The organism is Ruegeria sp. BHSC037 (assembly GCF_059613045.1).
The window spans coordinates 226,964-246,804 of the sequence record NZ_JBXWRT010000003.1; the positions used below are offsets into that span (position 1 = coordinate 226,964).

Sequence of the window (19,841 nt, forward strand, 5' to 3'; positions counted from 1 at the left end):
CCTTTGCAAGCAACGCCGCCCCGGATTCGCGCGGTCATGGGGCAACGGCAGGGCACACCAAGGCAAAACGTTGCAGGAATACACTATGAACACCATTCGCCTCAGCTATATTCGAGCCGAGTGGAGGGCCCATGCGACATTTTTTCAAACCGCTGTTCAGATTGGCGCTTTTGCTGTGCACCCTCACCCTGACAGCGGTGGAGTCGCCCCCTGCCACCGCGCAAGAGGCCCCGCCCCAGCCTACCGATGCCGAGATCGCACAGGCCGAAGCATTCCGGGCCCCGGTGATCGTGGACGGCGATACGCTATTTCACATTCGTGGATCCAGCGCCCTGCCCGCCCCCGAACGGGCCGAGAACATCCAGAACACCATCGTCACCGTGGCCGAGTCGTCGGACCGGCCTGACGTCAGCATCACCTTCGAAGAAACTGAGCTAGGCACCCGCATCCTGGCCGATGGGGTGATTGTCACGATCGTCACCGAGGCCGATGCCGAACTGGACCAGATTGACCTGAAGGTCTTGACCGCCCTGCATGCCGACGCGATCCGCGAGGCGATCCGGTCTTATCGCGCCAACCGCACCGACGAGGCGCGCGTGTCCAGTGCGATCGAGGCCGGTGCCTGGACGCTGGGCTTTGCGGTGTTTGTCGTGACCATCCTGTGGCTACACCGACGCATCCGGCGCCGCACCTTGAGTGTTGTCCGGCGTTATCTGCGCGATGTCGAGGAAGCCACCGCCAAAAGCGTACAGGCCGAGGCCATCGCCGCCCTGATCCGGTACGCGCTGAGCTTCGTGCTTTTGGTCATCTTTTTCCTGGGCTTCTACTATTACCTGTCCTTCGTCCTTCTGGCTTTTGCCGAGACCCGGTATTTCGCCAATTTGCTGCTCACCTATCTGACCGAACCCGTGCTGCTGATCTTCAGGGGTATCATCAGCTATGTCCCGAACCTGATCATGCTGGCGCTGATCGCCTGGGTGACGATGTACATCATCAAGGGCATGCGCGTGTTCTTCGACGCGGTTGAGGCCGGAACCTTCGACTTGGGCGATTTCGAGAAACACTGGGTCAACCCCACGTTCAATATCGCCCGCGTCGTGGTGATCCTGATCGCGCTGGTCTTTGCCGTGCCCTACATACCGGGCTCGGATTCGGCAGCCTTCCAAGGGCTGACGATCCTGGTGGGCGCGATGCTGTCGCTGGGCGCGAATTCTGTGGTCAGCAACATGCTGGCGGGGCTGTTCGTGATCTACCGCCGGTCGACCTCGATCGGGGACCGCATCCAGATCGGCGACCATATCGGCGACGTCGTGCAGATCAAACTGATGGAAACCCATCTGAAATCCATCAAGAACGAATTGATCTCGATCCCTAATGCGCAACTGATGAACTCAGACGTGATCAATTTCTCCAAACCGACCGACGGCAACGGCCTTTTGGTGCACACCACCGTAGGGATCGGCTATGAGGAACCGCCCGAAATGATCGAGGCGATGCTGATCGAGGCGGCGCGGCGCACCAAGGGGCTCAAGGCCCGCCCAGCCCCGTTCGTTCTGTGGGCCGCGCTGGCCGACTATGCCATCAACTACCAGATCAACGCCTATACGACCCGCGGCAATTCGATCCCTAGGATACGCTCGGATCTCCACCGCAACATCGTGGCGGTGTTCAATGAAAACGGCGTGCAGATCATGACCCCGTCCTACATGGCCGATCCGCCCGAACCCAAGATTCCCTCGGCGCCATGGGATGGCCACCTTGCGCATGAAGCGCGCGAAGACGCAGAGGATTGAGGCCAATCCGGTGCTACACCCCGCGCGCCAGATGGTGCATAAGCGGGCAAAGTGATTCATTTGCCAGGGATCTGAGCCATGCATGACATCCGCGCAATCCGCGAAAACCCAGCCGCTTTCGACGCTGCCCTTGCCCGCCGGGGCGAAGCGCCGATCTCGGCCGAGCTGTTGCGCTTGGATGAAGCCCGCCGCGCCAAGATCCTGGCCGCCGAAACCGCTCAGGCCGAGCAGAACAAGGCGAGCAAGGAAGTGGGCGCCGCCAAGGCCCGCGGCGACGAGGCCGAGTTCCAGCGCCTGCGCGCGCTGGTGGCCGAGAAGAAGGCCGAGATCGCCCGCATGCAGACCGAGGCCAAGGATCTGGACGCGCTGCTGACCGACCAGTTGATCCGCATTCCCAACCTGCCGGCCGAGGACGTGCCGGACGGCAAGGACGAAAACGACAATGTCGAGGTGAACCGCTGGGGCACCCCGCCCGAATTCAATTTCGACGCCAAAGAGCATTTCGAGATCGAAGCGGTCCAGAACGGCATGGATTTCGAAACCGCGGCCAAGTTGGCGGGCTCGCGTTTCGTGCTGCTTTCGGGGGGCGTCGCACGCATTCATCGGGCGCTGGCGCAATTCATGCTGGACACGCATATCAACGAGAACGGCCTGACCGAGGTAAACGCCCCGGTTCTGGTTCTGTCCGAGATGATGATGGGCACCGGCCAGTTGCCGAAATTCGGCGAGGATAGCTATCAGACCCGCGAGGGGTGGTGGCTGATTCCGACCTCCGAAGTGTCGCTGACCAACATCGTCAACGACACGATGATCGAGGAAAGCTATCTGCCGCGCCGCTACGCCGCGCATTCGCTGTGCTTCCGCTCCGAGGCTGGTTCGGCCGGCAAGGACACGCGCGGGATGCTGCGACAGCACCAGTTCGAGAAGGTCGAGATGGTCTCGGTCACGCATCCGGACAAGTCGGACGAAGAGCAAAAGCGCATGCTGCGCTGCGCCGAGGGTATCCTGGAAAAGCTGGGCGTGCCCTATCGCACCGTGATTCTGTGCACCGGCGACATGGGCTTTGGCGCGCGCCGCACCTATGACATCGAGGCCTGGCTGCCGGGTCAGAACACCTATCGCGAGATCAGCTCGGTTTCCACCTGCGGTGATTTCCAGGCCCGCCGGATGAATGCGCGCTTCCGCCCCGAGGGCGGCGGCAAGCCGGAATACGTGCACACACTGAACGGCTCGGGGCTGGCCGTGGGGCGCTGCCTGATCGCAGTTTTGGAAAACGGCCAGCAGGCCGACGGGACCGTGGTCCTGCCCCAGGTGCTGGCCCCCTATCTGGGTGGCAAGCTGACCCTACAAAAGGACGGCACGCTGGCCTGATCCGACACGGATCGCGACCTGACGACAGAAGGCGGAGAAGTTATTTCTTCTTCGCCTTTTTCTTTTCTTTCTTGGATTTCTTGGACTTACCGTCCTTTTTTGACGCCTTGCCGTCTTTCTTCGACTTCTTGTCCTTTTTTGTCTTGGACTTGATCTTTTCTTTGGCTTTCTGGATTGCCGCCTCCATCTCCTTCTTCTTTTTGGCGGCTTTCTCGGCTTTGGCCTTGGCCTTGGCTTTCTTGCGGGCCTTGGCGTCCGCGGCGGCTTTCTCGGCGTCGTCTTCAGCGACTTGCGTCGGTGCCTGTGACTTGCCTGAAACCGCGCGGCCCGAGTTCGGCCTCGGCTTGGTTGTTGTTCGGGCGTTTGGCTTGGCGGGCGTTGCGCCATCTGAAACCGCTTGGTTTGCAGCCAAGATCAGTGCTTGCGCGCGCCGTTTGCCGATACGCGGAACAGCGATCAGGTTTTCAGGATCAGCGCTGGCAAGGTCCTGCGCGGTCTTGATTCCCTGACGTGACAGCTCCTGACCCAAAGCCTTGCCCACACCACGCACGTTCGTCACTGATGTCATTCAAATGTCCTTTCAAGTTCGAGGGCAGCGATCCAGTCCGCGCGCCATGCCAAACACTACGCCCAACGGATGGCATCTGCGGCCTGAATATCAATTGACGGGTGCGAAGCTGCCCGAGTTGTTCTTTTTTGGGAATGGAACCAAACGCTTTGCATCTTCGTCCCAAAGTTTCAGGTTCAGCGCGGCCAGGGCCTCGGGGAACTTGATCCGGCGCGGCGTGTATTCCTCCGGCAGGTTGTAGTGGCAGGCTCGCAACCGATAGGACGGGATGCGCGCGTTGAAGTGGTGGATGTCGTGCAAGGTGATGCAAGCCACCGCCATGTCGAACCACCATCCGAAATCCAGCGCCGACGACCCCTGCAGCGCCGCAAGCTGCGGATCCAGATCCGGGCGGCGATCCCAGTAGGTATCCTCGAAATTGTGCTGCAGATACACCAGGAACACGCCCAGCATGCCGCCCAACAGTGAAAACACTAGCCAGACCAGAATGCCGGTCAGTCCGGCAATCCAGTAAAGCAACCCGAGGAACACCACGATCGACAAGTTGTGCAGCAGTACGCCGCGCACCCCGAACCGCATCGTGTTCTTGGGCCAGCGATAGCGGATGAAATAGGTGAACAACGCCCCGACCGGCACCAGGATGAACGGGTTTCGGTACAGACGATAAAACAGCCGCGTCTTCCAGTCGGCCGCGTTCCATTCGCGCAGGGTCATGGTGTGGATCTCACCGGTTTCGCGATGTTCCAGATTGCCGATGCCCGCATGGTGCAGATTGTGGTTCTGTTTCATCACCTCGAACGGCGCAAAGGTGAACGGCGACAGGACATGGCCGGCCCATTCGTTCTGCCGTCGGGTTTCAAACAGAGAATGATGCCCGCAGTCGTGCTGCAGCACGTACAGCCGAACGGCGGAAAACGCGAACACCACCCCGGCCGGGATCAGGATGTACCAGCGGTCGACATGGGCGATCGCCAGCGCCAGCGACGCGAAATAAACCGCAAAGGTTCCAAAGTAACTCAGTGCAGCAAGCCGATTGTCCTGCACCGCATATTGCCTTGTGTACTCTCTCAGATCCATCCAGCCCGCTCCCCACGATGGTCCGGTTCAATAGTTCCTTCGAAAACAAGCACGCGAGTCCCGCGCACAAGCTGCACGCGAAATGGGTGCGCGCCAGCAAATGCTAGCGCGATGTGTGGGGCCTGTCACGTCCCACGCCTGAAAATGCATAAAATTGGCGCGGTTACGCCCTGCCCTTGAGATGTTTGGCCAGCGCGCCGGCATTTTTCTTTCGCCGGCCCTTGTACGGGTTCTTGTCCCCTTGGCCGCGCAGGGTCAGACGGATCGGGGTGCCCGGCATGTCGAAATCATCGCGCAGACCGTTGACCAGATAGCGCGTATAGCTGGCCGGCATCTTGTCGGGGTGCGAGCACATCACCACGAACCCCGGCGGGCGGGTCTTGGCCTGGGTCATGTAACGCAGCTTGATCCGGCGACCCTGCGGGGCGGGCGGCGGGTGCTGTTCCAGCATCGCCGTCAGCCAGCGGTTCAGGGCCGCGGTCGGAATGCGGCGGTTCCAGACATCATGGGCGCGCAGGATCGCGTCGTGCAGGCGGTCCAGCCCGCGCCCGGTCTTGGCCGAGACCGTCACCAGCGGCGCGCCGCGCAGTTGCGGTAGCAGGCGCTCGAAGGCCTCCTTGAGCTCGCGCAGCTTTTCCTGCTTGTGCTCTTCGACGTCCCACTTGTTGACCGCGACCACCACGGCGCGGCCCTCGCGCTCGGCCAGGTCGGCGATGCGCAAATCCTGCTGTTCGAACGGGATCGCGGCGTCCAGCAGCACCACGACGACCTCGGCGAATTTGACGGCGCGCAGCCCGTCCGAGACCGACAGCTTTTCCAGCTTTTCCTGCACTTTGGCCTTCTTGCGCATTCCTGCAGTGTCAAAGATGCGCATGGGCGTGCCGTTCCAGTCGATGCGCAGGCTGATTGCATCGCGGGTGATCCCGGCCTCGGGGCCGGTCAGCAGACGGTCTTCGCCCAAGATCTTGTTGATCAACGTAGACTTGCCCGCATTGGGTCGGCCGACCACGGCCACTTGCAGAGGCTTCGCGGCGGTGATCGCGGGGGTCTCGCCCTCGGTCTCTCCGGCCTCGTCCAGATCAACGTCGGTATCGGGGGCCTCCTCGGCCTGCTTTTCCTCCATAGCGTCGGCCAAAGGCATCAACGCAGCGTAGAGGTCGGTCATGCCCTCGCCATGTTCCCCCGACAGACGGATCGGCTCGCCCAGTCCAAGGCCATAGGCCTCGAGCACGCCAGCATCGGCCGCCGCGCCCTCGGCCTTGTTGGCCGCCAGGATCACGTGCTTGGAGCGTTTGCGCAGTATCTCGGCGAACAGCTCGTCGGTGGGGGTGACGCCCGTGCGCGCGTCGATCATGAACAGGCAGACATCGGCCATATCCACCGCGCGTTCGGTCAGGCGCCGCATCCGGCCCTGAAGGCTGTCGTCAGTGGCGTCCTCCAGCCCCGCGGTGTCGATCACGGTAAAGCGCAGGTCGCCCAGCCGCCCCTCGCCCTCGCGCAGGTCGCGGGTGACGCCGGGCTGGTCATCGACCAGCGCAAGGCGCTTGCCCACAAGGCGGTTGAACAGGGTGGATTTGCCCACATTGGGGCGCCCCACGATGGCGAGGGTCAAAGACATGATACTCAACTTTCAAGACTCAGACGCGCCCTTTATCGCATCTTGCCGTCAACGGAAAGCGTGCAGTTGCCCCTTGGTCGAAACCACATAGAGGGTCTGCCCGGCAACGACCGGGGTCGTGGTGGCGCCGCCCGGCACCTCGACCTGGTGCACCAGGGCACCGTCCACCGGATTGAAGAACCGCAAATACCCGTCATTCGAAGCGACGACGATCCGACTGCCGGCCATGATCGGGCCGTAATGCGCGTAGATCGGGCCACGCTTGCCGGGCTTGTCCTTGACGAAGCCCGGAAGATCAACGGCCCAGACCACCGAACCGTCGGCGGCATCGAGCCGCACCAGTTGGCTGCGGTCGCTGATCAGGAACACGCTGTTGCCGGCCGGCCAGACGGTATCGACCGCGCCCTCGAAAGCCGTCCACTTGCGCTCGCCGGATTCGGCCTCGAGCGCGACGGTGCGGCCGGAATGGTTGCCGATATAGATCGTGTTTCCTGCCACGATCGGCCCGCCGGTCACATCCAGGATCTGCGCCGCGGCGCGCCCGCGCCGCCCACCGGCGACCGAGCTGTTCCAGCGGCGGATGCCGCCCTTGCGGAAGGCCGCGGCGACGTCGCCGGACCCGAAGGCAAAGACCACGAATTCCGAGGCCAGCACCGGCGCCGGCGCCCCCAAAACGTTGCCAACGCTGGGGATGCCCTCGATCTGCCACAGAACGCGCCCGTCCTTGATGTCGATGGCCCAGCCGGTCTGGTCTCCAGCGACCAGATACAGCAGACCGCCGGACACCAGCGGTGCGCCGCTGCCGGTCGCGTCCAGTTTCTGCTGCCAGCGGATCGCGCCCGTCTTGGCGTCAAGCGCCGTCAGCCGGCCAAAGCCCGACGAGACGTACAGAACGCCGTCGGCATGGGCCAGACCGCCACCGGTGGCCTGATCGTCCCGCTCGGTCGGCGGTACCAGGTTGGTGCTCCACGCCACCTGCCCCTGCGGAGACACCGCTGAGACCGTCGCACCGGAATCCAACGTGTAGATCAGGCCGCCCGCCACCACCGGCTCGGCTGTGATACGCTGCTTGCGCCCATCACCTTTGCCGATATCGACGGACCAGACACGCTGAGGTGTGGCCGACAGCGCCGCATTCGTGGTGCGGAAGGACTGGGTGCCGGGGCTTTGCGCCCAGGCAGTGTTGCGCTGCGATGCAGGCAGGCTGATCGGTTTGGCCCCGCTGCGCTGGACGGTTTCAAGATCCTGGGACGGGCGAATGTCTTCGCGCTCTCCGGGCAGGATGACTTCGGGCTCTTCGCAGGCACTCAAAGCAGTCAGGGCGATTGCCGCAACCGTCAAGCCAACGCGGGAAATAAGTGGTTTTGACATGGAAATCGGTACTCGCCTGTCTTGCGTTGCGTGCTGGCTGTCGCGCCTCAACCCTGTTGAGCCACGACCGGTTCGGGCGTGCCGCCCAGTGCAACGATCAGTTGCCCGGCCCGCTGCCGGATTTCGGTTCCGGCCTCGGCATCCTGGCGCAAAGCCTGCAGCCGGTCCAGCGCGGCCTGTACGTCACCCTCGGCGACGTCGATCAGGGCCAGCTGCTCTTGGGCCAGCAGGCGCAACGGCGCGCCCGGCACGGCCAGCGCCTCGAACTGCTGACGCCGATCCGCCGCCGGCAAGGTATCGGCCTGCAGCAACAGCGCCTTGAAGCTAGCGATCGCGCGATAGATCTCTGGCAAGTCACCCTGCACGGCGATGGCGTTCAGACGCTCGACCGCTTGGGGAACCGACCCCGCCTCGGCCCGCGAGGCCGACAGAAGGAAGTTCACCACCGCGTCGCCGCCGGGCGCATGGGCCTCGATACCCTCGAGCGTCGCCGCGCGGTCCGCGGGTTCGTTCTGAACCATCGCCGCCAGAATCGCGTCGCCCAGATCCTGGGCCTGAGCGGTGCTGCGGGCCTTGCGGTATTCGTTGAAGGCGGCGCCCCCGACGATCAGCACCACCAAGGCCACGCCGACCCAGCCCCACCGGCGCAACAGCATGTAAAGCCTGTCGCGGCGCACCTCTTCGGTGACTTCATCAATGAAACTGTCGACGTCGCTCATTCCTGCCCCCGGGGGATTTCGTCATCTGTCTGGCGACATGTCATACCCCGCCGCCACCATCAAGCCAAGTGGCACAAATGCACAAATGCATGGCGTGCGGCCCCTCTTGCGAAAGAAATTGAACCGAACTATTCAGTTCAGTATGGACAAGTGACCCGGTCCACCCCATCTCTTGCCACACGTTTGTGGATTTAAGGCCCCAATTTCAAGGAGAGACACGGCATGCGGTTGATATCCCTGATCAACGCCGTTCTGGTCATAGTAGCGTTGTATTTTCTGGTATTTGAACGCGATGCCCTGTTTGCCTTTGCCGGCCGCGAAGGTCCGGCCACTCAGACCGAGGCCTCGGCCGAGGCCGTTGAAACCGCCCCGACCAAGGCCATTCGGGTCGTGGCCCTGCGCTCGACCGCCCGCGAGATCGACAGCGCCGTTCTGCTGCGTGGCCAGACCAAGGCCAACCGCCAGGTGCGGGTCCTGGCCGAAACCACGTCGACCGTGATCTCGGAACCGATGCGCAAGGGCGCCTTCGTCGAGCCCGGCGACGTTATGTGCCAGCTTGATCCCGGCCCGCGCCCGGCCCAACTGGAACAGGCCAAGGCTGCCCTGGCCGAGTCGCAAAGCCGCATCCCCGAGGCCGAGGCCAAGTTGCAAGAGGCCACTGCGCGCGTCGCCGAGGCTGAAATCAATCTGCGCGCCGCCCGCAAACTGTCCGAGACCGGATTTGGATCGGAAACCCGCAAGATTTCCGCCGAAGCAGAAATGGCCGCCGCCCTGGCCGGAGTTAAATCGGCCGAGGCACAACTGAAATCGACCCAAGCCAGCATCGAGGGGGCCGAAGCCTCGGTGGACGCGGCCCAGCTTGAGGTGGACCGCCTGACGATCCAGGCCCCGTTCCGGGGCCTGCTGGAAAGCGACGCCGCCGAGCTGGGCAGTCTGATGCAGCCCGGATCGCTGTGCGCGACCGTGATCCAGCTGGACCCGATCAAGCTGGTCGGGTTCGTCCCCGAGACCTCGGTCAACCGCATCACGGTCGGCGCCCCGGCGCAGGCACAACTGGTGACCGGCCTGCAGGTCGAGGGCCGCGTGACCTTCCTCAGCAGGTCCGCCGACGAGACCACCCGCACCTTCGAGGTGGAAATCACCGTGCCCAACCCCGAACTGCTGATCCGCGACGGGCAGACCGCCAGCATCCAAATCGCCGCCGAAGGTGCCAAGGCGCATCTGCTGCCGCAATCGGCGCTGACCCTCAACAACGAGGGTCAATTGGGCGTGCGCACCGTCGGATCGGGCAACATCGTGAACTTCCTGCCCATCCGCCTGCTGCGCGACAGCGCCGACGGGGTTTGGGTGGGCGGACTGCCTGAAACCGCCGACGTCATCGTGGTCGGCCAGGAATTCGTGACCGCCGGCGTTGCCGTCGAGCCGACCTATCGGGATGCGTCGCAATGACCGGTATCGTCTCCTGGGCCGCCGATCGGGCCCGCATGGTTCTGGCGTTCATCGCAATCTCGCTGATCATCGGCGGCTATGCCTATGTCGGCCTGCCCAAAGAGGGCGAGCCGGACATCGAGATTCCCGCCTTGTTCGTGTCGGTGCAGTTTCCCGGCATATCGGCCGAGGACAGTGAAAACCTGCTGATCAAGCCGATGGAAACCGAGCTTGCGGATCTGGACGGCCTGAAGGAAATGACCGCCACCGCCGCCGAAGGTTACGCCGGGATCGCGCTCGAGTTCGACTTTGGTTGGGACAAGACCGCCATCACCGCAGACGTGCGCGACGCTATGAACAGCGCCCAGGCCAAGTTCCCCGAAGGCGCCGAGCAATACACGCTGACCGAGATCAACTTCTCGGAATTCCCGATCGTCATCGTCAACCTGTCGGGCCCGGTGCCCGAACGCACCATGGCGCGCATCGCGAAAGATCTGCAGGATGACCTCGAAACGTTGGATTCCGTGCTCGAGGCCGGGATCGCGGGCAACCGGGACGAGATGCTGGAAGTGATCATCGATCCGCTGCGGCTTGAGGCGTACAACGTCACCGCAGCAGAGCTGATCAACGTGGTACGGAACAACAACCAGCTGATCGCCGCGGGCGAAGTCGAAACCGAACAAGGTGCGTTTTCGGTCAAGATCCCGTCGTCGTTCAAAACGCCCGAAGACGTCTACGGCCTGCCGATAAAGGTCAATGGCGACCGGGTCGTGACCCTGGGCGAACTGGCTGAGATCAACTACACCTTCGAAGACCGCGAAGGGACCGCCCGGTTCAACGGCGAACCGACCGTGGCGCTGCAGGTGGTCAAGCGCAAAGGCTTCAACCTGATCGACACCGTGGCCCAGGTGAAGGAAACCGTCGCCAAGGCCGAAACGAAATGGCCCCCCGAGTTGCAGGCGGCGGTGGATGTCGGCACGTCGAACGACCAGAGCCGCATCGTGGGTTCGATGGTCAGCCAGTTGGAAGGCTCGGTCCTGACGGCCATCGCACTGGTGATGATCGTGGTTCTGGCTTCTTTGGGTACCCGGGCGGCGCTGCTGGTGGGCTTCGCGATTCCGACCTCGTTCCTCTTGTGCTTTGCCTTCCTGGCGATCATGGGGGTCAGCATCTCGAACATCGTGATGTTCGGCCTGATCCTGGCCGTGGGGATGTTGGTCGATGGCGCGATCGTGGTGGTGGAATATGCCGACAAGCGCATCGCCGAGGGTGTCGGCCCCATGCACGCCTATGTCGAGGCCGCGCAGCGGATGTTCTGGCCCATCGTCTCGTCCACCGCGACGACGCTGTGCGCCTTTCTGCCCATGCTGTTCTGGCCCGGCATTCCGGGCGAGTTCATGGGGATGCTGCCGGTTACGCTGATCTTCGTTCTGTCGGCCTCGCTGATCGTGGCGCTGATCTATCTGCCGGTGATGGGCGGTGTATCTGGCCGGTTGAGCCGCGTGTTCGACCGCAGCTCGAACTGGCTGCGCGCGCGGACGCCCTGGTGGGTGCGTGCCATCATGGTGCCGCCGGCGGTCTACATGATCTTCCTGGGCGCGATGCAGTTGCTGAATCCCACGTATCTGTTGCCGGAAGGCGCAGGCGGTGGGTTCTTGCTGGGCGTGGTGCTATTCCTGTTCGGCGCCTTTGCCGGATCGGTCACGCTCAGCGCGGCCCGGATCGAGCGCAAGCCGGATGAGCGCGTGCAAACGGCCAAGGAACATACGCCCTTTGGTTATGTCATCAAGTTTCTTGTCGGCAATCCGATCATGCCCATCGTCTCGATCGTGGCAGTAGGATTCGCGGTGATGACAGTGATGACCATGTACGGCCAGAACAACCGAGGTGTCGAATTCTTCGTCGAAAGCGAGCCGGAACAGGCCACCGCCTATGTCCGCGCACGGGGCAACCTGTCGCTGGCCGAAAAGGACGCGCTGGTCTTCGAAGCAGAACAGGTGATCAGCCAGCATCCGGCGGTGATCAACGTGTTCTCGTTCGCCGGTGAAGGCGGCCTGAACCAGAACACCGGCGGGGCGCAGGCTCCGGCGGACACGGTGGGCCGCGTGCAGTTCGAGATCATCCCGTGGGAGGATCGCCCGAACGTGTCAGAACCTGTCGCAGGCGGATTGTTCGAGAAGCACACTGTCGCACCCGAGTATGACGGCGATTTCGTGATCGACCAGTTGAACGCCGAACTGGCCAAGCTGCCGGGTTTCGTGGTCGAGATCCTGCCTCTGGAACAGGGTCCGGCCTCGGCCAAGCCCGTGCACCTGCGGATCAAGGGCGACGACTGGGATGACCTGACCAGCGCGACGCTGACCGCGCGCGAAATGTTCGAAAACACCCCGGGCCTGATCAAGATCGAGGACACCCTGCCCCTGCCCGGCATCGACTGGCAGATCGACGTCGACGTGGCCAAGGCGGGCCGGTTCGGTGCCGACGTGGCCACCGTCGGAGCGATGGTGCAGTTGGTGACCCGTGGCATCCTGCTGGGCGAAATGCGCCCCGAAAGCGTGGATGAAGAAATCGAGATCCGCGTGCGTCTGCCCGATCAGGATCGGGTCCTGTCCACGTTGGATACGCTCAAGGTGCGTACTCCGGACGGGCTGGTGCCTTTGTCGAACTTCATCACCCGCAAACCGGTGGCAAAGCTGGCCCAGATCAATCGGGTGGATCAAGAGCGCTACTACGACGTCAAGGCCGACGTGGAATCCGGCCTGAGCAAAGTGGTGATCGACACCCCGGACGGAGAACAGCGGCTGGCCGTTGTACGCGAAGTGACCGAAGGCTCGGAACCTGAAGGTGCGACAATCAACGGTGCCAATGGTACGGCCTATTCTCTGGTTCAGTTGACCGGCGCGGACACCTTGCAGGAGGTGCAGACCGCCATTGATGACGGCGACGCCCGCCTAACGCTGATCAACCCGAACGAACGGATCGCGGTACTGACCGAGTGGCTGGACACTCAGCCCTTTGCCAACACGATCACCTGGGAATGGACCGGAGACCAGGAAGACCAGGCCGAAAGCCAGGCCTTCCTATCCAGCGCCTTCCTGGCCGCGCTGGGTCTGATGTTCGTGATCCTGTTGGCGCAGTTCAACTCGTTCTACAACTCGGTGCTGGTGCTGCTGGCGGTGGTTCTGTCCACCACCGGCGTGCTGATCGGGATGATGGTGATGCAACAGCCCTTCTCGATCATCATGACCGGGACGGGCATCGTGGCGCTGGCGGGGATCGTGGTGAACAACAACATCGTTCTGATCGACACCTACCAGGAATACAGCCGCTACATGCCCCGGATCGACGCCATCGTGCGCACGGCCGAGGCGCGGATTCGTCCGGTTCTGCTGACCACGTTGACCACGATGGCCGGCCTGACACCGATGATGTTCGGCCTGTCGCTGGACTTCATCAATGGCGGCTATTCGATCGACAGCCCCACCGCGTTGTGGTGGAAACAGTTGGCGACGGCGGTGGTGTTCGGCTTGGGTATTGCCACGGTTCTGACACTGATCGTGACGCCCTCGTTCTTGGCGTTGCGGGTGTGGGTGACCACCTATGCCATATGGCTGGGCAAGCTGTTGGCCCGCGTGACCGCCGGCCGATCCAGCCAGATCGCGCAGGACATGGCGATCGGAGACACGGCCCGCCGGATGCAGGCGACGGAAATCGTCTGGACCGAGGATGAGGGTGCCGATGCAGATGCCGAGCAAAACCCGGGCGACACACCGGGGCATCCGCTGAAAGCGGCAGAGTAACACAGGAAACGGGCCGGTTCTGCCGGCCCGTTTTCGTTTGATCCATAACCGCAGGGGTTTCAGGCTGCCTGCGTATCCGATTGCTGGCGGTTCCACAGCTGGGCATAACGCCCTTCACGGCGCAACAGTTCGTCGTGGGTGCCCTGCTCGATGATCTCGCCCTTTTCCAGAACAACGATCTGGTCGGCCTCGGCAATCGTGCTCAGGCGGTGGGCGATGGTGATCACCGTGCGCCCCTCGCCTGCGCGGGCCAGGGCATCCTTGATGTCCTGCTCGGTGTCGGTATCCAGCGCGCTCGTGGCCTCGTCCAACAGCAAGATCGGCGGGTTCTTCAACAGTGTACGCGCAATGCCCACGCGCTGTTTCTCGCCGCCTGACAGCTTCAGGCCACGCTCACCCACCTTGGTATCGTACCCCTCGGGCAGCGAGGTGATGAATTCGTGGATCTGGGCGGCCTGTGCGGCGGCTTCGATCTCGGCCTGCGAGGCCCCCTCGCGGCCATAGGCGATGTTGTACCGGATCGTGTCGTTGAACAGCACCGTGTCCTGCGGCACCACGCCGATGGCGGCGTGCAGGCTTTCCTGCGTCACGTCGCGCACATCCTGCCCGTCGATCCGCAACGCGCCTTGGGTCACGTCATAAAACCGGAACAGCAGGCGCCCGATGGTGGATTTGCCCGAGCCGGTCGCGCCCACGATAGCCACGGTCTGCCCCCCCGGCACCACCAGAGAGACACCGCGCAGGATCTCGCGGTCCGGGTCATAGCCAAAATGCACATGGTCCAGTTCGACCCGGCCTTCGCTGATCTGCAGGGGCTTGGCGTCTGGCCTGTCCACCACTTCGGCCGGCTGCTCCAGCAGCTGAAACATCTGGCCCATGTCGACGAGGGCCTGACGGATCTCGCGGTAGACGGTGCCCAGAAAATTCAGCGGCACGGTGATCTGGATCATGTAGGCGTTGACCATCACGAAATCGCCCACCGTCAACTGCCCGTTCTGAACGCCGATCGCGGCCAGAACCATCACCCCGATCAACCCACAGGTGATCAGGAAGGACTGTCCGAAATTCAGGAAGGCCAGCGAATATGCCGTTTTCAACGCGGCCTGCGCATAGGCCTTCATCGACACGTCATATCGTTCAGCTTCGCGCCGCTCGGCGTTGAAATACTTGACGGTTTCGAAATTCAGTAGGCTGTCGATGGCGCGCTGGTTGGCCTCGGTGTCCTGGTCATTCATCTCGCGCCGCAGCTTCACGCGCCATTCGGTGACCGTGAAGGTGAACCAGATGTACAGCGCGATGGTGACAGCCACCACGACCAGATACCAGACATCGAACAGCCACATCAAAACCACCGCCACCAGCAGCAGTTCAAGGATCAGCGGGCCGATCGAAAACAGCAGGAAGCGCAGCAGGAACTCCACGCCCTTGACCCCGCGCTCGATGATCCGGCTGAGGCCGCCCGTCCGGCGGGTCACATGGTAGCGCATCGACAGCTGGTGGATGTGCTGGAAGGTTTCCAGCGCCAGAGCCCGCAGAGCGCGTTGCCCCACCGGCGCGAACAGCGCATCGCGCAACTGCTGAAACCCCACGGTCATCATCCGCGCCATACCATAGGCCACGGTCAGCCCAACGGCGCCCAGCGCCAGCGGCGGCACACCCTCGCCCGCCAAGGCATCGACCGCGCCCTTGTACAGGATCGGCGTATAGACCGCGATCAGCTTGGCCAGCACCAGCATGGCCATGGCCAACACCACGCGCCGCTTGACCCAGGGCTCGTCCGCCGGCCACAGATAGGGAGCGACCTTGCGGATGGTTATCCATCCCGACTTGCGTTCGTCCATCTGTGGCAGGTCATCGGAATGCATCGGCGCAAGTCTTCTCATGTGGCTACTTAAACACGGTTGCGGCCGGGAAGCCCCGGCCGGCACCAGACCTACGCCTTTATTCGGGAATGGTGAAGACCTGCCCCGGGTAAATCAGATCCGGGTCGCGGATCAGGTCGCGGTTGGCCTCGACCAGGCGCACGTACAGTATCCCATCGCCAAACCGCTCGCGCGAGATCGCCCACAGGGTATCGCCCTTTTGAACCGTGACGGACCGGATCGGAGCCGACGGTTCGACACCGGCTTCCGGCCCTTGCGCACCTGCCGCGCGCAGAGCTTCGACCGGCTCGCGCTTGAACGGAGTTTCCACGCGGCTAAGCACCGTGCCGTCCGTGTCCACCTCGTCGACGCGCAGGGTATATAGGCCGGGATCGATCCCCTCGATCTGGCCGCGCCAATCGCCGTCCTGCTCTGGCGTGATATCGGCGACCAGGCGGTTGTTCAGGTACAGTCGCACCGCGGCACCCTCGGCGACGCGGCCCGTCAATTGAACGTCGCCCAGTTCGGAATAACCGATCGTATCCAAGGCAACCTGATCGGGCGCCTGACTTCGGACCGAAGGCGATTGCACCACCGATACCCCCTCTTCCCCCGAGCGCAGAACCGCAACCTGCCGCTCTTCGTCGGCATCTTCGGGCGTCACCGCAGGCGGTGCCTCGGGGGCCTGATCCGCAGGCGGGGCATCCTCGGCGGTCGTGTCCTCGGTCTGAGTCGCACCCGTCGCAGCGGGGACCGGGTGCTCTTCGGTTTCGCTGGTGGTCGAGCCATCGGCGCTGGCGATATCGTCGCCGACCGGGGCCGCCTCTGCCGGTTTTGGCAGGGCCGCGATCAGATAGTCGTCCGACCGCGCCGTTCGGTCACCATCGGTGGTTTCCAGTACCAGGCCGCGCGCGGTCTCGCTGAAGGGAATGGCTACGAATTCGGCAAACTGTCCGCTGCCATCGACGGTGAAACTGTGCACCGGCGCCCCGTCCAGCAGGATCCGAACCCGGCTGCCGGGCTGGGCCGAGCCGGACAGCAGGGCGGTGCCATCGGGTTCAACGAAGATCTGGTCCAGCACGGGGTGGGGCAACTCAGCCTGCGTGTTCTCGTTTTCGGATGCGGTTTCGGTCGCGTCCGCCTGTTCCGCGCTTTTGACAGGTGCTTCGACCCGCGTATCGTCGGGCGTCGTTTCGTCGGCCTCTGACGGTACGACGGCGACTGCGTCCTCGTCCTGTTTCTGCGGCGTTTCGGTCAGCGGCTTCGGCTGCACGGCTCCGGCCTGCTGGGACTGTTCCTCCGTCGAAACCGAGGCGTCTTCGGGCGCCGACGGCGAAGACCCAGAGAACACACCCAAAAGATAAAGCCCGGCAGCAACCAGGATCGCCAGAACACCGGCCAGAACCCCCAGGATGAAGGATCCTGACCGTCCGCTTCCCGATTTGGCGTCCATGTTTCCCCTTTCACTCTGCCGCGCAACCGCTTTGTCTGAAAAGCATTCCTGCGGGCGGTTGAGCCAATCTATCAATCCCGCTATCACGGGTCAAAACCTCTGACACAACCCCGGAGTCGCCTTTCCATGCCCCAGAAATCCGTCTGTGTGTACTGCGGGTCACGCAATGGCGCCCGCCCCGCCTATTCCCAACAGGCCCGGAGCTTTGGCACACTTCTGGCCCGCGAAGGCTGGCGGCTGGTCTATGGTGCGGGCGACGTGGGCCTGATGGGCGAGGTTGCCCGCGCCGCGCAGGCCGCCGGAGGCGACACATTCGGCGTGATTCCGGTGCACCTGCTGCGCCGCGAGGTCGGCAAGACCGACCTGACACGTTTCGTGGTCACCGAAACCATGCACGAACGCAAGAAGGTGATGATCATGAACGCGGACGCGGTGGTGGTGCTGCCCGGCGGACCGGGGTCTTTGGACGAGCTGTTCGAGGCCCTGACCTGGCGCCAACTGGGCCTGCATGACAAGCCCATTCTCGTGATGAATGTCGAAGGGTACTGGGACAATCTGCACAGCCTACTGGATCAAGTGATAGACCAGGGCTTTGCAGACGGTTCCTTGGCGGGGTTCATCACTTGGGTCGACGATGCGCCCTCGGCCATGGCGGCGCTGCGCCAGATGCTGGCCTGAAGCTCAGGGCGTGTGATCAGCCAGCACTTTCTCGATCTTCCCCAGCGGATGATTGGTCAGGGTCTTGTCGATCTCGGCCACGATCTTTGTCTGAACACCGTCATGCAGACTGCGGCGCAGCAGTCCCAGAACCTGAGGGCTTGCGATCAGCACCAGATGCGAAAAGGCGCCCTTGTGCCCTTCGCGGTTCAGCAGATCGGCCAAGTCCTGCGCGAACAACGCGCGAGCGTGGGTGCGCCAAGTGTCTTCTTCAACGGCCGACTTCTGGTTCGGCCCACCGTCGGCCCGGCGCCCAGGCCGGTCGTTCGGACGGGGCTGCACCGCGTCGGGATCCTGCTGCTCGACCGACAAGACCTTCAGCTTCGGCTCCCAGCCTGCGGCGGTGTTCTCGGTGAACAAGGCTTTTTCGCCATCCGCGATCACAACCCAGGTTCCAGGTACCAGCTTCACCATTTCGTCCTCCTGTCGATCCGAATGCCTGGGTCCGCGACCGTCGCGGACCGTGCAATATTCCACTTATGTATCAAAAAGCGACTTGCAACGCCAAAGGGCCAAACTTGTCCGGCCACTACCGGAACACAACGAAAAGCCCGCCAGCGTTCAGGCTGGCGGGCCGTGATCCGGACGTTCCGGGCCGTGCCGTCACATGCGCGAGGCGACGTTTTCCCAGTTCACCAGGTTGTTGAGGAAGTTGTCCAGGTAAGCGGGGCGCTTGTTGCGGAAGTCGATGTAATACGAGTGCTCCCACACGTCGCAGCCCAGCAGCGCGGTCTGCCCGAAACACAGCGGGTTCACGCCGTTCTCGGTCTTGGTGACGGCCAGCGAACCGTCGGCATTCTTGACCAGCCATGCCCAGCCCGAGCCGAACTGACCGGCACCGGCGGCAGCAAACTGCGACTTGAAATCGTCAACCGAGCCGAAGTTCTCGATCAGAGCCTTTTCCAGCTCGCCCGGCATCTTGGACTCGCCCGGCCCCATCATTTCCCAGAACTGGTTGTGGTTCCACAGCTGGCTGATGTTGTTGAAGATGCCGTTCTGGGCCACCGCGCCGGCCTGGTAGGTGCCGACGATGATCTCCTCCAGCGACTTGCCTTCCCACTCGGTGCCGGCGATCAGCTTGTTGCCGTTGTCGACATAGGCTTTGTGGTGCAGGTCGTGGTGATATTCCAGCGTTTCGGCCGACATGCCCTTGGATGCCAGCGCGTCATGTGCATAAGGAAGGTCTGGAAGTTCAAAAGCCATCTTGGCCCCCTGTCAAAATATGTGTTGCATTCCCACGTTTACATGCTTTGACAGCCAGTTGAGGTCAAGGGCCGACACGATAAAACAATGAACCCGGAGGCAGGGCGATGCTGACCAAAGCGCGCAAGATGTTCTACCGCGCCCGAGGATATTACGCGGGTCAGCTGAATGGCGAAGCCTTCCGGCTGGATCCCTATCATTCGAAATTCTGGCGCAAGGCCTCGGCCGGCAACTGGGAGCCCGAGACATTCGCCGTGCTGGACCGCCACCTTTCGCCAGACCGCGACTATCTGGACATTGGCGCATGGATCGGCCCGACCGTTCTCTATGGTGCCCGCAAGGCGCGCCATGTCTGGTGTTTCGAGCCCGACCCGACCGCCTATCGCCACCTGGCCTGGAACCTGGACCTGAACGACATCCGAAACGTCTCGGCCTTTGGCGTGGCATTGTCCGACCGGTTCGGCGTGGCCCGCATGGCCTCGATGCGCGGAGAGCCGGGCGACTCCACCAGCTCGCTGCTGCATGACGGCGCGCATGGAACCGATGCCCTGACCATCGCATGGGATCAGTTTGCCTCTGCCACTGACCTTTCCGGTGTGTCGCTGGTCAAGATGGATATAGAAGGCGCAGAGTTCGCCGTGCTGCCCACGTTGATCGACTGGTTGCGCGAACACCGCCCTGCGCTCTACCTGTCCACCCACGCGCCGTCCCTGCCCGCCGCAGATCGCGCCGCGGCCATGGCCCGCCTCGGCGAAGCCTTGTCCTTCTACGACATCTGCCTTGACGAAGCCGGCCACCCCGCCGACCTCGCAGCCACGGACGCGCTGGACCGCTTCCGCAGCTTCCTGTTCACCGGCTGAC

At 63.0% G+C, this 19,841-nt stretch carries 15 protein-coding genes; 6 read left to right on the forward strand and 9 right to left on the reverse strand.

Going from position 1 to position 19,841, the window contains the following annotated elements:
• The first annotated feature begins 131 nt into the window (after nt 1–131).
• Nucleotides 132–1,793 carry a mechanosensitive ion channel family protein gene (locus AC2FMN_RS04400; protein ID WP_496686573.1) on the forward strand — a complete coding sequence of 554 codons (1,662 nt, stop codon included), beginning with the start codon at nt 132–134 and terminating at the stop codon, nt 1,791–1,793.
• A gap of 78 nt (nt 1,794–1,871) precedes the next feature.
• On the forward strand, nt 1,872–3,164 hold the full coding sequence (gene serS / locus AC2FMN_RS04405; protein ID WP_496686576.1) for a serine--tRNA ligase: 1,293 nt from the start codon (nt 1,872–1,874) through the stop codon (nt 3,162–3,164).
• Between the two features lie 40 nt (nt 3,165–3,204).
• Here serS and AC2FMN_RS04410 read toward each other — a convergent pair whose 3' ends face one another.
• From AC2FMN_RS04410 to AC2FMN_RS04430, 5 genes are all read right to left on the reverse strand, one after another.
• Entirely contained in the window at nt 3,205–3,732 is a 528-nt protein-coding gene (locus AC2FMN_RS04410) for a helix-hairpin-helix domain-containing protein (protein WP_496686579.1), read from the reverse strand.
• A 90-nt stretch (nt 3,733–3,822) separates the two neighbouring features.
• On the reverse strand, nt 3,823–4,809 hold the full coding sequence (locus tag AC2FMN_RS04415; RefSeq protein ID WP_496681249.1) for a fatty acid desaturase: 987 nt from the start codon (nt 4,807–4,809) through the stop codon (nt 3,823–3,825).
• A gap of 163 nt (nt 4,810–4,972) precedes the next feature.
• A complete protein-coding gene (gene der, locus AC2FMN_RS04420; protein WP_496681247.1) occupies nt 4,973–6,427 on the reverse strand; it encodes a ribosome biogenesis GTPase Der in 1,455 nt (484 codons plus the stop codon).
• 48 nt (nt 6,428–6,475) lie between these two features.
• Nucleotides 6,476–7,798: a PQQ-like beta-propeller repeat protein gene (locus AC2FMN_RS04425; protein WP_496686581.1), complete on the reverse strand. Its 1,323-nt coding sequence runs from the start codon at nt 7,796–7,798 to the stop codon at nt 6,476–6,478.
• 47 nt (nt 7,799–7,845) lie between these two features.
• A complete protein-coding gene (locus AC2FMN_RS04430; protein ID WP_496686583.1) occupies nt 7,846–8,517 on the reverse strand; it encodes a hypothetical protein in 672 nt (223 codons plus the stop codon).
• Between the two features lie 222 nt (nt 8,518–8,739).
• On the opposite strand from AC2FMN_RS04430, the gene AC2FMN_RS04435 reads away from it, so the two are divergent.
• Both AC2FMN_RS04435 and AC2FMN_RS04440 read left to right on the forward strand, forming a co-directional pair.
• Nucleotides 8,740–9,966 carry an efflux RND transporter periplasmic adaptor subunit gene (locus AC2FMN_RS04435; protein WP_496686585.1) on the forward strand — a complete coding sequence of 409 codons (1,227 nt, stop codon included), beginning with the start codon at nt 8,740–8,742 and terminating at the stop codon, nt 9,964–9,966.
• Complete coding sequence (locus tag AC2FMN_RS04440; protein ID WP_496686587.1) at nt 9,963–13,745, forward strand: efflux RND transporter permease subunit; 3,783 nt, start codon at nt 9,963–9,965, stop codon at nt 13,743–13,745. The genes AC2FMN_RS04435 and AC2FMN_RS04440 overlap by 4 nt, the downstream gene beginning before the upstream one ends.
• 59 nt (nt 13,746–13,804) lie before the next feature.
• Here the strand turns inward: AC2FMN_RS04440 and AC2FMN_RS04445 are convergent, their stop codons facing one another.
• Both AC2FMN_RS04445 and AC2FMN_RS04450 read right to left on the reverse strand, forming a co-directional pair.
• Nucleotides 13,805–15,610 carry an ABCB family ABC transporter ATP-binding protein/permease gene (locus AC2FMN_RS04445; RefSeq protein WP_496686652.1) on the reverse strand — a complete coding sequence of 602 codons (1,806 nt, stop codon included), beginning with the start codon at nt 15,608–15,610 and terminating at the stop codon, nt 13,805–13,807.
• 76 nt (nt 15,611–15,686) lie between these two features.
• Nucleotides 15,687–17,060, reverse strand: a complete 1,374-nt coding sequence (locus tag AC2FMN_RS04450; protein ID WP_496686589.1) for a LysM peptidoglycan-binding domain-containing protein — start codon at nt 17,058–17,060, stop codon at nt 15,687–15,689.
• 126 nt (nt 17,061–17,186) lie between these two features.
• Between AC2FMN_RS04450 and AC2FMN_RS04455 the strand changes: the two genes are divergently transcribed.
• Nucleotides 17,187–17,738: an LOG family protein gene (locus tag AC2FMN_RS04455; protein WP_496686591.1), complete on the forward strand. Its 552-nt coding sequence runs from the start codon at nt 17,187–17,189 to the stop codon at nt 17,736–17,738.
• 3 nt (nt 17,739–17,741) lie between these two features.
• Here the strand turns inward: AC2FMN_RS04455 and AC2FMN_RS04460 are convergent, their stop codons facing one another.
• Nucleotides 17,742–18,191, reverse strand: a complete 450-nt coding sequence (locus tag AC2FMN_RS04460; RefSeq protein WP_496681233.1) for a baeRF12 domain-containing protein — start codon at nt 18,189–18,191, stop codon at nt 17,742–17,744.
• A 189-nt stretch (nt 18,192–18,380) separates the two neighbouring features.
• A complete protein-coding gene (locus tag AC2FMN_RS04465; RefSeq protein WP_496686593.1) occupies nt 18,381–18,980 on the reverse strand; it encodes a superoxide dismutase in 600 nt (199 codons plus the stop codon).
• Nucleotides 18,981–19,087: 107 nt separating this feature from the next.
• Between AC2FMN_RS04465 and AC2FMN_RS04470 the strand changes: the two genes are divergently transcribed.
• Nucleotides 19,088–19,840: an FkbM family methyltransferase gene (locus AC2FMN_RS04470; protein WP_496686595.1), complete on the forward strand. Its 753-nt coding sequence runs from the start codon at nt 19,088–19,090 to the stop codon at nt 19,838–19,840.
• Nucleotide 19,841 lies beyond the last annotated feature (1 nt).

Excerpts from the sequence above, each read along its gene's own strand:
- AC2FMN_RS04400 (WP_496686573.1), top strand. The coding sequence starts at position 132 with ATGCGACATTTTTTCAAACCGCTGTTCAGATTGGCGCTTTTGCTGTGC.
- serS (WP_496686576.1), top strand. The coding sequence starts at position 1,872 with ATGCATGACATCCGCGCAATCCGCGAAAACCCAGCCGCTTTCGACGCT.
- AC2FMN_RS04410 (WP_496686579.1), bottom strand. The coding sequence starts at position 3,732 with ATGACATCAGTGACGAACGTGCGTGGTGTGGGCAAGGCTTTGGGTCAG.
- AC2FMN_RS04415 (WP_496681249.1), bottom strand. The coding sequence starts at position 4,809 with ATGGATCTGAGAGAGTACACAAGGCAATATGCGGTGCAGGACAATCGG.
- der (WP_496681247.1), bottom strand. The coding sequence starts at position 6,427 with ATGTCTTTGACCCTCGCCATCGTGGGGCGCCCCAATGTGGGCAAATCC.
- AC2FMN_RS04425 (WP_496686581.1), bottom strand. The coding sequence starts at position 7,798 with ATGTCAAAACCACTTATTTCCCGCGTTGGCTTGACGGTTGCGGCAATC.
- AC2FMN_RS04430 (WP_496686583.1), bottom strand. The coding sequence starts at position 8,517 with ATGAGCGACGTCGACAGTTTCATTGATGAAGTCACCGAAGAGGTGCGC.
- AC2FMN_RS04435 (WP_496686585.1), top strand. The coding sequence starts at position 8,740 with ATGCGGTTGATATCCCTGATCAACGCCGTTCTGGTCATAGTAGCGTTG.
- AC2FMN_RS04440 (WP_496686587.1), top strand. The coding sequence starts at position 9,963 with ATGACCGGTATCGTCTCCTGGGCCGCCGATCGGGCCCGCATGGTTCTG.
- AC2FMN_RS04445 (WP_496686652.1), bottom strand. The coding sequence starts at position 15,610 with ATGCATTCCGATGACCTGCCACAGATGGACGAACGCAAGTCGGGATGG.
- AC2FMN_RS04450 (WP_496686589.1), bottom strand. The coding sequence starts at position 17,060 with ATGGACGCCAAATCGGGAAGCGGACGGTCAGGATCCTTCATCCTGGGG.
- AC2FMN_RS04455 (WP_496686591.1), top strand. The coding sequence starts at position 17,187 with ATGCCCCAGAAATCCGTCTGTGTGTACTGCGGGTCACGCAATGGCGCC.
- AC2FMN_RS04460 (WP_496681233.1), bottom strand. The coding sequence starts at position 18,191 with ATGGTGAAGCTGGTACCTGGAACCTGGGTTGTGATCGCGGATGGCGAA.
- AC2FMN_RS04465 (WP_496686593.1), bottom strand. The coding sequence starts at position 18,980 with ATGGCTTTTGAACTTCCAGACCTTCCTTATGCACATGACGCGCTGGCA.
- AC2FMN_RS04470 (WP_496686595.1), top strand. The coding sequence starts at position 19,088 with ATGCTGACCAAAGCGCGCAAGATGTTCTACCGCGCCCGAGGATATTAC.